At 68.7% G+C, this 12,901-nt stretch carries 13 protein-coding genes; 7 read left to right on the top strand and 6 right to left on the bottom strand.

The window, feature by feature from the left end:
- Positions 1 to 77: 77 nt before the first annotated feature.
- Positions 78 to 1,169 (bottom strand): DUF998 domain-containing protein, encoded by a 1,092-nt coding sequence (locus FGL91_RS11800; RefSeq protein WP_165875427.1) that lies wholly within the window; start codon positions 1,167 to 1,169, stop codon positions 78 to 80.
- 144 nt (positions 1,170 to 1,313) lie between these two features.
- Between FGL91_RS11800 and FGL91_RS11795 the strand changes: the two genes are divergently transcribed.
- The 4 genes from FGL91_RS11795 to FGL91_RS11780 all read left to right on the top strand — a co-directional run bounded on the left by FGL91_RS11795 (position 1,314) and on the right by FGL91_RS11780 (position 5,842).
- Positions 1,314 to 2,147 carry a mechanosensitive ion channel family protein gene (locus FGL91_RS11795; protein ID WP_165875428.1) on the top strand — a complete coding sequence of 278 codons (834 nt, stop codon included), beginning with the start codon at positions 1,314 to 1,316 and terminating at the stop codon, positions 2,145 to 2,147.
- 73 nt (positions 2,148 to 2,220) lie between these two features.
- On the top strand, positions 2,221 to 3,363 hold the full coding sequence (locus FGL91_RS11790) for an AI-2E family transporter (protein ID WP_227991590.1): 1,143 nt from the start codon (positions 2,221 to 2,223) through the stop codon (positions 3,361 to 3,363).
- 56 nt (positions 3,364 to 3,419) lie between these two features.
- Entirely contained in the window at positions 3,420 to 5,171 is a 1,752-nt protein-coding gene (locus tag FGL91_RS11785) for a SulP family inorganic anion transporter (RefSeq protein WP_227991588.1), read from the top strand.
- Positions 5,171 to 5,842 carry a GAP family protein gene (locus tag FGL91_RS11780; protein WP_153243907.1) on the top strand — a complete coding sequence of 224 codons (672 nt, stop codon included), beginning with the start codon at positions 5,171 to 5,173 and terminating at the stop codon, positions 5,840 to 5,842. Before FGL91_RS11785 ends, FGL91_RS11780 begins: the two co-directional genes overlap by 1 nt.
- 36 nt (positions 5,843 to 5,878) lie before the next feature.
- Here FGL91_RS11780 and FGL91_RS11775 read toward each other — a convergent pair whose 3' ends face one another.
- Entirely contained in the window at positions 5,879 to 7,549 is a 1,671-nt protein-coding gene (locus FGL91_RS11775) for a SulP family inorganic anion transporter (RefSeq protein ID WP_227991585.1), read from the bottom strand.
- Between the two features lie 167 nt (positions 7,550 to 7,716).
- Between FGL91_RS11775 and FGL91_RS11770 the strand changes: the two genes are divergently transcribed.
- Genes FGL91_RS11770 through FGL91_RS11760 form a run of 3 tightly spaced genes read left to right on the top strand, consistent with a single transcriptional unit; the run spans position 7,717 to position 9,640 of the window.
- Positions 7,717 to 8,178 (top strand): MarR family winged helix-turn-helix transcriptional regulator, encoded by a 462-nt coding sequence (locus FGL91_RS11770; protein WP_372492641.1) that lies wholly within the window; start codon positions 7,717 to 7,719, stop codon positions 8,176 to 8,178.
- Between the two features lie 26 nt (positions 8,179 to 8,204).
- On the top strand, positions 8,205 to 9,182 hold the full coding sequence (locus tag FGL91_RS11765) for a zinc-binding dehydrogenase (RefSeq protein WP_153243905.1): 978 nt from the start codon (positions 8,205 to 8,207) through the stop codon (positions 9,180 to 9,182).
- 56 nt (positions 9,183 to 9,238) lie between these two features.
- A complete protein-coding gene (locus FGL91_RS11760) occupies positions 9,239 to 9,640 on the top strand; it encodes a RidA family protein (RefSeq protein ID WP_153243904.1) in 402 nt (133 codons plus the stop codon).
- A 42-nt stretch (positions 9,641 to 9,682) separates the two neighbouring features.
- On the opposite strand, the gene FGL91_RS11755 is transcribed toward FGL91_RS11760, so the two are convergent.
- From FGL91_RS11755 to trmB, 4 genes are all read right to left on the bottom strand, one after another.
- Entirely contained in the window at positions 9,683 to 10,759 is a 1,077-nt protein-coding gene (locus FGL91_RS11755; RefSeq protein ID WP_194239208.1) for a DNA polymerase IV, read from the bottom strand.
- A 66-nt stretch (positions 10,760 to 10,825) separates the two neighbouring features.
- On the bottom strand, positions 10,826 to 11,218 hold the full coding sequence (locus FGL91_RS11750; RefSeq protein ID WP_153243903.1) for a DUF1304 domain-containing protein: 393 nt from the start codon (positions 11,216 to 11,218) through the stop codon (positions 10,826 to 10,828).
- A gap of 58 nt (positions 11,219 to 11,276) precedes the next feature.
- The gene (locus FGL91_RS11745; protein WP_153243902.1) at positions 11,277 to 12,137 is read right to left on the bottom strand and encodes a CPBP family intramembrane glutamic endopeptidase; all 861 of its coding nucleotides are present in this window, start codon (positions 12,135 to 12,137) and stop codon (positions 11,277 to 11,279) included.
- A complete protein-coding gene (gene trmB, locus FGL91_RS11740) occupies positions 12,134 to 12,859 on the bottom strand; it encodes a tRNA (guanosine(46)-N7)-methyltransferase TrmB (RefSeq protein WP_153243901.1) in 726 nt (241 codons plus the stop codon). Before trmB ends, FGL91_RS11745 begins: the two co-directional genes overlap by 4 nt.
- Positions 12,860 to 12,901: the final 42 nt, after the last annotated feature.

Below are 12,901 nucleotides of genomic sequence, written 5' to 3'. Positions count from 1 at the left end.
CGCACCGTCGGTCCCGGCGTCGTCGAGCGTACGGGGGGGCGACATGGCACCAAGGTACTGGCGTATCGGTTAGCCCTTCAAGGTGACTTTCGTCGAGTTCCGCCGTCCGAAGCCTCTCGCTCCGCGTCGCGCTTGAGCGCATCGGCCGTGCGGATGAAGAGGATGATCCAGCTGAAGACGACCGTCCCCGCCACCAGCTCGACCGCGGTGAGCGTGTAATAGCCGACGGCGAAGAACACCGAGAGCAGCAGGATCAGCAGGATGAACACGTAGCCGAGGATGACGAACGTGCGGGAGACACCGGGGATCCATCGCCGGATGGCGACCACGAGCACGGCGTACGCGACGACCATGCCCGAGGCCACGCCCGTGTGCAGCGCGAAGTGCTGATCGACGGGGAACACGCCGACGAGGCCGAGAAAGATTCCCACGATGACGAGGCACGTCCGCACGGCGACCACTCCGCGTGGATGCGTGGTTGGGATGCCCCGCGTGGCGTAGCGGGCCAGCGTCGTCACGAGGATGCCGGCGACGATCAACGTCAGATTGAAGGCGCGCGCCGAAAGATCGTCGGTCATACCGAGGGCACTCAGATTCTCCTTCCACCACTGCGGATCGCTCGCGGTGAGCATGCTCGCGAGGACTCCGAGCACGAGGAACACGGCGAGCACCGTCGCCAACAGCTGCAGATCGAGGTGGGTCGCGGAGTAGTAGGTCACGTACGCGGTGAGCGCCGCGGCGGCTCCGGCCAGCATCAGCACGGGTATCGGATACACCACGGCTCCGAGGAGCCCCTGCTCCATGATCGTCGCCGCGAGCGTCCATCCGAGCAGCGCGATCATGGCATGGGCGAACGCGAAAGCCGCGATGTCGATGATGTCGAGCACGCCGAGCCGCTTCTCCCGCGCGGGATCGGCGGCGATGATCCGCCCCAGCACGAAGACGACGATCGCCGTGACTGCCGACATCAGTGCGACGAACTGGCCGAGCGAGTCGGGGCCGGAGATCGGCGCTGAGCGCAGACCGAAGACGGGGAGGGCGACGAGTGCCGCGAGGATGAAGGCGAAGATCGAGATCTGGAGCCCGATGGCCTCCCGCGCACGCTCTCTCGTCGCTCCGCGCGAGCGTGCGGCCGTCAGCAGATCCGGCGTCGGCGGAGTCGTGGACATGGGCCCAGTGTCCCGGCGGTCACACGCCACCGCACCGCCGGGCTCACCCGCGCGGGGTGACCGCGGCGCACGCGCTGCGACCGGGTCGGCGCATCCTTGTCGCATGAGGCGGATGACCCGGACGAGCCCGAAGGAGCCGCGATCGTGACTCTGGAGGACCTGTTCCCCGACGGCCTCTCCGCCCTGCAGATCGGGCTGGCGGTGCTGTCGGTGCTCGTCGGGTGGCTGCTGTCGCGGTTCGCGCGCAAAGGCGTTCTGAAGCTCACGACCCGGACACCCGGCATCTCGGACTCCGTGGCGCAGCTCGCCGCGCGATTCACCCAGTACGCACTGCTCCTGGTCGGCATCGGGGTCGGCCTGGCCTTCCTCGGCGCGAATGTGCAGCCGCTGCTGGCGATGACGGCCATCGCGGTCGTCGTCCTGATCCTGGTGCTGCGAGGTGTCGCGGACAACTTCGCGGCGGGCGTCCTGATCCAGTCCCGCCAGTCGGTGAAGATCGGCGAGGAGATCGCGATCGACGGCCCGGACGGGGAGATCCGCGGCAAGGTGCAGGAGCTCAACGGACGCGCGGTGATCCTCACCACGGTGGACGGGCGCACGGTGCACGTGCCCAATGCCGCGCTGCTCACCGGCGTGCTCGTGAACAACTCCCGACACGGGGCGCGTCGAAGCGCGCTGGAAGTCAGGATCGCGCGGTCCGACGACCTCGACCTGGACGAGGTGATCGGGATCATCACCGACGCGGCGGCCACCGTCGACGGTGTGCACACGCGCGAGCGCCCGGGTGTGCGCATCAGCTCAGTCTCCCCGACCCGATGGATGCTGGAACTCCAGGTCTGGCATCACCCCCTGCACGGCGCCACCGTCGTCTCCGACACCGTGCGCGCAGTCGCCGAGGCACTGGAAGCGGCCGGCCTGCGCAGCGTGGTGGCGCCGGAGCAGAGCACGCCGCCCCTCGTCCCGCCCGAGCCGTACTGAGCGCCGGCATCCGTCCGCGGTGCCATCCGCGAGGCGAGCGCGATCACCCGCGAGCGACGGCTACGCTGGCCGCGTGACCACCTCATCACCGCCCGGGGGCTCCGGCGATCGGATGCTCTCCCCCAGTCTTCGAGTGCTCCTGGTACTCGCGGCGAGCGTGGTCACGCTGGCGGGCGTGTACTTCGTGCGCGACATCTTCGGACCGCTGGCTCTCGCGATCGTGATCGTGATCATCTGCGAACCCCTCCGTCGCCCGCTCGACCGCCGCGAATGGCCACGGTGGGCGAGCACGACCGCCGTCATCGTCGTCGCCTACCTGATCCTCCTGGCGATGGGCGCCCTGCTCTGGCTCGCCGGTACACAGTTCGCACGGCTCGTCGGCGATCTCGTCTCGGAGGGAGGCCTGGCGAACACCGCCGACGAGTTCATCGCCTGGCTGCAGGCCCTGGGCCTGGACGAGCAGGCCTCGGATGCGGCAGCCTCCGTGCTGGATCCCACCACTCTGCTGGGCCTCGTGCGCAGCATCGGCGGCACCGTGCTCAGCGTCGCGACCGCGCTGTTCTTCGTCTGCGCCTACATCATCTTCATGGCGGCCGACGCGGCACGATACCGGCAGGCGCCCGAACTCTTCGGCGCTTCGAAGGGTGCGGTGATCGCGCGCATCACCCACCTCAGTTCCGGAATCCGTCGCTACTACATCGTCAACGCCACCTTCGGCGCCATCGTCGCGATCATCGATGGCCTGGCGCTGTGGTGGATGGGCGTTCCCGCACCCGTCGTCTGGGCGATCCTCGCGTTCGTGACGAACTTCATCCCGAACATCGGATTCGTCCTCGGACTCGTCCCCCCGGCGATCCTCGCGTACGCGGTCGGCGGCTGGCCGCTCCTCCTCGGTGTGGTCGTCGTGTACTGCGTCGTGAACGTGGTGCTCCAGGTTCTCGTGCAGCCGAAGTTCGTCAGCGACGCGGTCGACCTCAGCCTCACGCTCAGCTTCTTCTCGGTGATCTTCTGGACGTTCATCATCGGGCCCCTCGGCGCGATCCTCTCGATCCCGCTCACCCTGCTGGCACGCGCACTCGTGCTCGAAGGCGATCCGGGGACCACCTGGGTGCGCTGGCTGTCCGGGGATCGCACGGCCGTGCCCACGATTCCGGACCCGGAGCCGGACCCCCAGCCCCGAGGCCGTCTGCGGCGACGGATTCGACGCAGCGTCTGACCTCCCGTGCCCCGATCCACTCCGTCGGAGTATCACCCGAGGGAGGTTAGGCCCTGGTGGCCACCGTCTTCCCGGACTGGGATGGTGGACGCGAACGCGCCCGACCGGGTGCGACGGAGGGAGGCGACGTGCAACGACCACTCGCGGGGCTCACCGGGCGGAACTTCATGACCGAGCTGACCGCGGGTGTGACGCTGCTCGCGATCGCCATCCCCCTGAACATCGGCTACGCACAGATCGCCGGTCTCCCGCCGACCGCGGGGCTCTACGCCCTCGTGGTGCCGACGATCGTGTATGCCCTGGTCGTCTCCTCACGCCAGCTCGTCGCGTCTCCGGATGCCGCGGCCGCCGCGCTCGTCGCCTCGTCGATCGGTGGTCTGGCCGCCGCGGGCAGCGCCGACTACGCCACCCTGGCACTCGCGCAGGCGATCATCTGCGGGGTGATGTTCGTGCTTCTGGCCGTGTTCAAGCTCGGCTTCCTGGCGAACTTCCTGTCGAAGCCGATCCTCGTCGGCTTCGTGGGCGGCCTCGCGCTCGACATCATGGTGAGCCAGGTGGCGAAGATGCTCGGCATCAAGATCGACTCCGGGAAGGAGTTCACCGGCAAGATCGCCGATCTCGTGGGAGGCTTCACGACTCTCAACGGCTGGGCCGTCCTGATCTCCGTCTGCTCGGTGGCCGTCCTCCTGCTGGGGCGCCGCTTCCTGCGTGCGGTCCCGTGGGCGCTGATCGTGCTGGTCGTGACCACGCTCGTGGTCGTCCTGACCGGCCTCGATCAGCGAGGGGTGGATGTGCTCGGTGAAGTTCCCGCGGGGCCGCCGGTGCTGACCTGGCCCATGATCGACTGGTCGCTGTGGCTCGCGCTGGTGCCCTCCGCGATCGCGCTCACGCTGGTGACGACGGCGGAGGGTCTGCTCGTCTCCCGCTCCTATTCCGAGAAACACGGCTATCCGTTCCGCGCGAACCGTGACCTGTTCGCGTTCGGCATCTCCAACATCGCTGCGGGGGCGCAGGGCAGCTTCGCCGTCGGCTCCTCGACCTCCCGCACCGCGGCGATGGATCAGGCCGGATCCCGCACACAGTTCCCTGCTCTGATCCTCGCGGCGGGAACCCTGCTGCTCCTCCTGTTCGGCACGGCACTGTTGGCCGACATCCCCTCTCCCGCGATCGGCGCGATCGTGGGCGTGGCCATCATCCCGCTTCTCGGCGTGCGCGACTTCATCGATCTGTGGCGCAAGGATCGGTTCGAGTTCCTCATCGGGGCGACCTGCTTCCTCACCACGCTCTTCGTCGGTTCGATCGCGGGCATCCTGGTGGCCTTCGTGCTCGCCCTCATCAACCTCGCCAAGCGCGCCTCGCATCCGGCGATCGATGTCCTGGAATCCAGCGGCGACCCTGGCGAGTCCCTGCTCGAGGACGCCCCCGCGGGCAACGTCACCGCCCCGGGAGTGATCGTGATCCGCCTCGCAGCCCCCCTGTTCTTCGCGAACGGCGCCGTCTTCTCCACCGCCGTGAAGGAGGCGATCCGCTCGGCAGGAACGGAGTCGGTCCACCACCTCGTCGTCGACATGGAGGCCGTGACCGATGTGGACGTCACCGGAGCGGAGTCCTTCACCGCGCTCAAGGAATGGCTCGCGTCGCAATCCATCTCGCTCGCGTACAGCCGAGTCCGCCCGAAGACGCTGCGCCGTCTCACCAGCCTCGGGTTGCTCGACGCGGAAGAGGTCTTCTCGACCAACCGCGCCGCGATCAGCCGACTGGCCCCGTCGTCGGCGGAGCCCACATCCCCAAGGAAAGCAGGTCACTGATGGGCACCGTCATCGGGGAGATCCTCCCGCTCGCCCTCGGCGTGGCGATCAGCCCGATCCCGATCATCGCGGCGATCCTCATGCTGCTCTCGCCGAAGGCGCGCGTCACGAGTGTGGGCTTCCTGCTCGGGTGGGTGATCGGCATCGTCGTGGCGGTGACGGTCTTCACGCTGCTGTTCGCCATCCTCCCGGAGGAGGACCCGGACGCTTCCCGTCCGATCCGCGGCGTCGTGCAGCTCCTGCTCGGGGTGCTCCTCTTCGTGCTCGCGTTCGGACAGTGGCGCAAACGTCCGAAAGCGGGCGAAGAGGCGGCCCTGCCGAAGTGGATGAAGGCGATCGACACGATCACCTTCCCGGTCGCCTTCGGACTCGGCTTCCTGCTTTCTGCGGTCAATCCGAAGAATCTCATCATGGCGGCCGGTTCCGGCACCGACATCGGCGCTGCGGCTCTTCCCGTCGGCTCGACGGTCCTCGTGGTGGTCGTCTACACGCTCATCGCGGCCTCGACGGTGCTCGTCCCGGTGATCAGCTACCTCATCGCGGCAGACCGGCTTCGAGCGCCTCTGAACGCCCTGCGCGGCTGGCTCGCCACCGAGAACGCGGTCATCATGGCGGTGCTCCTCCTGGTGATCGGGATGTCGATGGTCGGAAAGGGCATCGGCAGTTTCTGACCGATGTCCCGCACCAGGCGAACGTGAGACCGATGGTCAGCGTGGTTCGTCGGGTTCAGCAGGAGTCACGGCGTCGAGCGCGGCATCCGTGTGCGCCGCGGCGATCGACGCGATCCCGGCTCGTACGGAGACATGCACCCGCCCAGCGGCGGAGAGCCGCAGGAACCAGGGGGTGTGCTCCGCGACCGCCGACGCCGGTTCCGGAAGCGCAGCCAGGTGCAGGGAGACACCGCGCTGCGCCAACTCGCGATCAAGGTCTTCGAGGGCGTCGAGCACCGTGATCGTCATGACTTCCTGCTGTCGCAGCCCGAGCACGAGCGCGCGGATGGGCTCGCTCTCTCGATCGACGAGCTCGAGCACGCGGCGCTCGTTGACCAGCGCGTTGGCGGTGTAGAGCCCCCGTTCGAGGTCGACGCCGAGCACCCCGTCGTTCCTGCCCACCACGCGCACCTTCGGCACGTTCAACTCGCGCAGCACGAGGATCAGGGTGACGACGACTCCGACCGCGACGGCCGGGAGGAGCCCTGCCGTGAGCCCGAGGACAGCGACGGACAGGGCGACCCAGAAGTCCACCCGACTGATCCGTGCCCACCGCACCAGCTCGGGGATGTCGATGAGACCTGCGACCGCCACGAAGACCATCGCCGCCAGGGTCGCCTCCGGCAACAGACTCAGCACGGGGCCGAGGAACAACGACACGAGGAGGGCGAGCACGACCGTCACCACCGTCGCCAGCTGCGACGTGGCGCCCGCACTCCGATTGACGGCGCTCTGCGAGAACCCGCCCGCCGCCGGCATGGTGCCGAAGAACGCGCCGACCGTGTTCGCCGCCCCGGTCGCGAGAAGCTCCTGGTCGCTGTCGACCTGACGATCGGTCGCCGCGCGGAGACTCCGAGCCACCGCTGCGGACTCGAGGAAGGCCATGACCGCGATGGCGAGCGCACCCGGGAGCAACGCGGGGATCCGTGCGAGGTCGGGGATGCCGGGAACGGGGAGCCCGCTCGGGACGGGCGCGATCAGGCGGACGCCGAGCTCATCGATGCCCCCGAGCCCGACGAGGAGGATGCCGCCGACCACGACGACGAGTGTTCCGGGGATCTTCGGGGCGACGAGGTTCAGGACGAGCAGCGCGGCGATCGAGCCGACCGACAGGGCCAGTGTCGGCCAGTTCACGCTGTCGAGAGCGTTCCCGACGGCCGCGAGCGACCGGAAGAAGCCATGTCCGGAGAAGTCCTCGCTCTGGCCCAGCAGCGTGGGCAGTTGCCCGACGGCGACCGTTGCGCCGACGCCGATCTTGAGCCCCAGCACCGTGGCACCGCTGATGTTCTCCACGAGCGACCCGAGTCGACACAACCGAGCGAGGAGAAGGGTCACTCCGACAAGAAGCGTCAGCGTCATGAGGGAGCCGATCGCGTCATCGGCGCCGGCGGCCACGCCCGCGGTGACGAGAGTCGTCGCGGTGAGAGTCGCGATCGTCGACGTCGTCGAGACGCTCATCGCCCGGCTGCCGCCGAGGAACGCGTAAACGAGCATCGGCAGGATGCACGTGTACAGACCCACTTGGACGGGGAGATCGGCGATCGTCGCGTAGGCCATCGCCTGTGGGATCACGACAGCCCCCGCCGACAGTCCAGCGATGACGTCGCGCGCGATCCAGCGGTGCCGGTAGCCGTCGAGCGTGCTGAAGAACCACGACGGTCTTCTCACTGCGCTCACCTGCTTCCGGCGGTCCGATGGCCCGAGCGTACTGCGACCGACCGTGGTCGACGCGAGGATCCTCACCCGCCGCGGGTGGGGTGGCGTACGGCTCACGAGGCGGTCCGAGAGATTAAGTTGTGCACAACTGACTTGTGTGCAAGCATTACCGTATGGCAATGACCGATGAAATGGTGTGCTTCTCGCTGTACTCCGCTGCCCGCGCCACCACTCAGGCGTATCGGGCGCTGCTCGCGCCCTGGGGACTCACCTACCCGCAGTACCTCGTGCTCGCGGCGCTGTGGCTCGACGGCGAGCAGACCATCGGATCGCTCGGCGAGGTGATGCGCCTCGACTCGGGCACGCTCTCGCCGCTCGTGCGACGCCTCGAACAGGCCGGTCTCGTCGAGCGATCCCGCAGCCGGACCGATGAGCGTGTCGTGACGGTGCAGCTCACCGCGAGAGGGAACGAGCTTCGTGCGGAGGTGGCGCCCATTCATGCCGCCGTCGCCGAAGCCGCCGGTCTCCGCGACGACGATCACCGCCGCGCGCTCATCACCGAGCTGCGGGACATCACCGACCGACTCCAGCGGGTGACCGCCGGCCTCGCCACGTCCGTCGACACGGACGACCCTCGTTGAATTCACTCACACAGGAACGGAACCCCATGCGCGCACTCATCCACCAGACGTTCGGTGATCCCGAGCAGGTCCTCCGGATCGAAGACCGCCCCCTCCCGGAACCGGGCGCGGGCCAGGTCCGCCTCCGGACGGTGCTCTCCCCCATCCACAACCACGATCTGTGGACGGTCCGCGGCACCTACGGCTTCACGCCCGAGCTCCCCGCGGCGTCCGGCACCGAGGCGCTCGGTGTCGTCGACGCGATCGGGGACGGCGTCGACAACCTCGTCATCGGTCAGCGGGTCGCCACCGGCGGCACATTCGGGGCCTGGTCGGAGTACTTCCTCGCGAACGCGGCCGGCCTGATCGCGGTTCCCGATTCGCTCTCGGACGAGAGCGCCGCGCAGCTCGTCTCGATGCCGTTCAGCACGATCGCCCTGCTGCGGTTCCTCGACGTGGAGCCGGGCCAGTGGATCGTGCAGAACGCGGCGAACGGCGCCGTCGGTCGGATGCTCGCGCAGCTTGGAGCCGCACGAGGCGTCCGCGTCCTCGGCCTCGTCCGCCGCGGAGCAGGGGTCGAGGAGCTGCGGGCGCAGGGCATCGAGGGCGTGGTCGCCACCGATCAGGAAGACTGGCGCGAGCAGGTCGCGCACATCACCGGTGGAGCACCCATCGTCGCCGGCGTGGACTCGGTCGGCGGTTCCTCCGCGGGAGACGTCCTCTCGCTCCTCGCCGAGGGAGGCACTCTCGTCGCCTTCGGGGCGATGAACTCTCCGACCATGGAGATCGCTTCCTCCGACGTGATCTTCAAGCAGGCGACGGTGAAGGGCTTCTGGGGCAGCAAGGTGATCCCGCAGCTCGACCCGAGCGTGCGCGGCGAGCTGTTCGGTGAGCTGATCCAGCGGGTCGGCGACGGCAGCCTGACGCTTCCCGTGGCGGGAACCTTCGACGCGGGAGACATCCGCGCGGCGGTGCAGGCGAGCAACACCCCGGGGCGCGTCGGCAAGGTGCTGTTGCGCTTCTGATCCCGCGATCCGAGGGCGGGGCCGGCGATGTCGGTTCCCCGAGGCAGAGTGTGGCCATGGAGATCACCCTCATGCAGCCCGAAGGGCTCGTCGCCAGCCCCGCCTTCAGTCACGTCGCCGTCGTGCCGCCGGGTGCGACCACGATCTACGTCGGTGGCCAGAACGGTGTGGATACGACCGGCGCGGTCGTATCCACGGATGCCGCGGAGCAGTCTCTCCACGCCGTCGAGAACGCCCGCATCGCCCTCGAGTCGGCGGGCGCCGGGCTCGCCGACGTCATCAGCTGGACCGTGCTGATCCGTCAGGATGCGGATCTCCGCGCGGCCTACGGCGCCGTCGCGTCGAGGCTCGCCAGAGACGGCGCCCCGCCCCTGGTCACCGCGGCCCTCGTCGCGGGCCTCGGTGTCCCCGGGGCTCTCATCGAGGTGAGCGCGGTCGCCGCAGTCATCCGCGACTGACCCGGAGATCCTCGATCGGAGCCGCCGTACCCGGAGGAGGAGTCAGATCCTCCCCCGGACCGGCGTGCGCCCGGTGTCGTCCGCGGCATCGGGCATCGTCATCTCCGCGCGCACACCGAGAAGACGGACCTCGCGCTCGGCGTCGAGGGTCGCCGCCAGCGCGAGAGCCGCCGCCACGAACTCCTCACGGTCCTCGGTCGCACCCGGCAGCTTCCGACCGAGCGTCTTCGTCTCGAAGGGCGCGTAACGAACCTTCAGATGCACACGCACGACCGGCCTGCCCTCGGCGGTGCAGTCATCGAAAGCCTGGACGGCGAGCTCGCGAACGGCCCGCTCGATCTGGTCCGGTGTCGTGAGGTTCTGCTGGTAGGTCGTCTCCCGGCTGTGGCTGCGAGCGACCCACGGCGTGTCATCGACGACGGCAGGCCCCTGACCGGATCCGAGTCCGTGATACCAGACCCCCATCCGCGGGCCGAACTCCTCGACGAGAATCGCCTCCTCGGCGTCCGCGAGTTCCCGGACGGTCGAGATGCCATGTGCAGCCAGACGCTTCTGCACCTTCGAGCCGACGCCCCAGAGATCACGTGTCGATCTGTCGCCCATGACGTCGAACCAGTTCGCTTCGGTGAGCCGGAAGACCCCTCGGGGTTTGCCGAACTCCGTCGCGATCTTGGCGCGCACCTTGTTGTCGCCGATGCCGACCGAGCAGTGCAGCTCCGTCGCCTCACGCACGGCCTCCTGTGCAGCCCGCGCCACGCTCTCGGGGTCGTCCGTACTCACACCGAGGAAGCACTCGTCCCATCCGACGACCTCCACCACGACCTCCGGCAGCGCACGAAGCGCAGCCATCACGTCCGCGGAGGCGATCTCGTACGCCTGGTGATCGACCGGGAGGAACACGGCGTCCTCGGGAGCCTTGCGTGCCGCGATCTTCAGCGGCATCCCCGAGCCGATGCCGAAGGCACGTGCCTCATACGACGCGGTCGACACGACGGCTCGCTCGGTGGGATCCCCCCGTCCGCCCACGATCACCGGGCGTCCGGCGAGCTCGGGCCGCCGCAGCACCTCGACCGCGGCGATGAACTGATCCATGTCCACGTGCAGCACCCAGTCGGCCATGACACGAGTGTGCCGGGTGAGAGGGCGTCTGTCACCCCGTTCCCCGGGCGACCCCGGGCGCGCGCGTCAGGAGATCGTGACGCCGATCGCCGTCACGATCACGGCGAGCAGAGGTAGCGCCCCCTGCATCGTCGCGGCGCGAGCCTTCGTGCGGTCCGCGAGCACCAGGACGAGTGCGGCGGCGAGCATCATGGCCGTGCCCGCGAACACCAGGGTCAGACCGACCGTCTCGGCTCCCACGATCACGAGACCGATGCCGAGCAACGTCGTCAGCGCCAGGAAGAGGTTGTAGAACCCCTGGTTGAAGGCGAGCTGCTTCATCGTGACGGCGTCCGCCTCGCTGGCGACGCCGAAGATCTTCCTGGTCTCGGGTTCGGTCCACCTCAGCGACTCGAGCGCGAAGATGAACACATGGAACGCAGCGGCAGCTGCGGCGAGGACGAGACCGACGATGAGCATGGGCTGATTCTCTCGTCCGAGAGCTCACCCGGCAAGCCCGCGAGGTCTCCGCGCGTGCTCAGACCAGGAAGATCGGAAGCAGCCCCGGGTTGTGCGCGTGGACGAGCACCGCGAACACGACGGCGTCGAACAGCAGATGCACGGTGACCACGTACGCGAGCGAATGGGTGCGCAGGAAGATGTATCCCTGCAGGAGCGCGAACGGGATCGTGAGCAGCGGACCCCACTCCCGGTACCCCAGCTCCCACAGGAACGAGACGAACACGACGGCCTGGAGCAGGTTCGCGATCACGTTCGGGAAATGGCGACGGAGCAGAGCGAACACCGTGCAGATGAAGAACAGCTCGTCCCAGATGCCGACGGCACCCACTCCGACGAAGAGCCGCGCGATGAGGTCGGGAGTGTCGACCACGGGCCAGTTCTGGTAGACGCCGCTCGTGATGAAGTAGAAGGGGAGGATCAGCCAGCCGAGGACGAGCACCGCCACCAGCCATCCCCATTGGAGCCTCCCCCATCGACGATGGGTCCGCCACGGGAAACTGATCGCACGGTCGCGGTACACGAAACGCGAGATGACGTAGGGCACGGCCACCGCGCCGCCGAGAGCCAGCGTGAACCGCAGCATCGCGAGGTTGTCCAACTCGGCGGCCAACGGGATGATGCTCACGATCAGCAGACCGACCGCGATCAGGGAGAGGTCGCGGACGAGCGACGGGGGGCGTTGCTCTCCCCCGCTCACGATCCGGCTCTCGGACGGCCGACGGCGTTCGATCACCCAGGCGGCACCAAGGCCCAGAGCGAGCAGCACCCAGCCGAGCCACGGGATCTCCGCCACGAAGAAGGCAGGAGCTGCGGCGCAGACGAGCCCCGCGGGGACGATACCGGGCCACGTCGCCGCCGCGGTCCGCGCCTCGGTCATGGGCGGGTCTGGCGCCGGTAGACGAGATCGCGGATATCGCGCCCTTTGGCGATGCCTTTGCGCTCGAAGGCGGTCATGACGCGACCGTCGAAACGCTCGGCCCACTCGCCGTCGAACGCGCGCTCGAACAGGGGTTCGGCATCGAGCACCTCGCGCATCTGCAGCGCGTAGTCCTCCCAGTCGGTCGCAAGCCGCAGCAGGCCGCCATCACGCAGCGCTCTCGCCGCGGTGTCACCGAAGCCCGGCCGCACGAGCCGACGCTTGGTGTGCCGCTTCTTGTGCCAGGGGTCAGGGAAGAAGATCCACACCTCTCGTGCCGCCCCCTCGGGCAGGTACGACGACAGCACCTCGGGCGCGTTCGCCTCGACGACACGGAGATTGCGTGCGCCCTCACGGTCGGCATCGAGCATGGTCCGGGCGAGCCCCGCGCGGAACACCTCGACGGCGAGGAAGTCATCCTGCGGGCGCGACGACGCCGCCGCGACGATCGCGTGCCCTTGCCCTGAGCCGATCTCGACGTAAAGGTCGGAGTCGCGACCGTACTCCGCCGCAGGATCGAGGCGCGCCTCCGGGTGCACCGAGGTCCAGGCGACGTCGCGCGGGACGTCGAGCAGGTAGTGCGGTCCGAGCTCGGTGAAGGCGCGCTCCTGCGCCTCGGACATCCGACCGCTGCGGCGTACGAACGACACCGGTTCGTCTCGGAAGGTACGGGGTTCGGGCATGATTCCAGGGTAGTCGCCGTGCTCGGGTGCGCCGGCGCACGC

Origin of the sequence: Microbacterium sp. CBA3102 (genome assembly GCF_007954505.1) — a bacterium.
Lineage (GTDB): Bacteria > Actinomycetota > Actinomycetes > Actinomycetales > Microbacteriaceae > Microbacterium > Microbacterium aurugineum.
Note: the sequence above shows the minus strand (reverse complement) of the source record. Positions and strands in the feature narration are given on the sequence as shown.

Coding starts and splice junctions, on each gene's coding strand:
- FGL91_RS11800 (WP_165875427.1), bottom strand. CDS start 1,169: ATGTCCACGACTCCGCCGACGCCGGATCTGCTGACGGCCGCACGCTCG.
- FGL91_RS11780 (WP_153243907.1), top strand. CDS start 5,171: ATGGGCACCGTCATCGGGGAGATCCTCCCGCTCGCCCTCGGCGTGGCG.
- FGL91_RS11770 (WP_372492641.1), top strand. CDS start 7,717: ATGACCGATGAAATGGTGTGCTTCTCGCTGTACTCCGCTGCCCGCGCC.
- FGL91_RS11765 (WP_153243905.1), top strand. CDS start 8,205: ATGCGCGCACTCATCCACCAGACGTTCGGTGATCCCGAGCAGGTCCTC.
- FGL91_RS11760 (WP_153243904.1), top strand. CDS start 9,239: ATGGAGATCACCCTCATGCAGCCCGAAGGGCTCGTCGCCAGCCCCGCC.
- FGL91_RS11755 (WP_194239208.1), bottom strand. CDS start 10,759: ATGGCCGACTGGGTGCTGCACGTGGACATGGATCAGTTCATCGCCGCG.
- FGL91_RS11750 (WP_153243903.1), bottom strand. CDS start 11,218: ATGCTCATCGTCGGTCTCGTCCTCGCCGCAGCTGCCGCTGCGTTCCAT.
- FGL91_RS11745 (WP_153243902.1), bottom strand. CDS start 12,137: ATGACCGAGGCGCGGACCGCGGCGGCGACGTGGCCCGGTATCGTCCCC.
- trmB (WP_153243901.1), bottom strand. CDS start 12,859: ATGCCCGAACCCCGTACCTTCCGAGACGAACCGGTGTCGTTCGTACGC.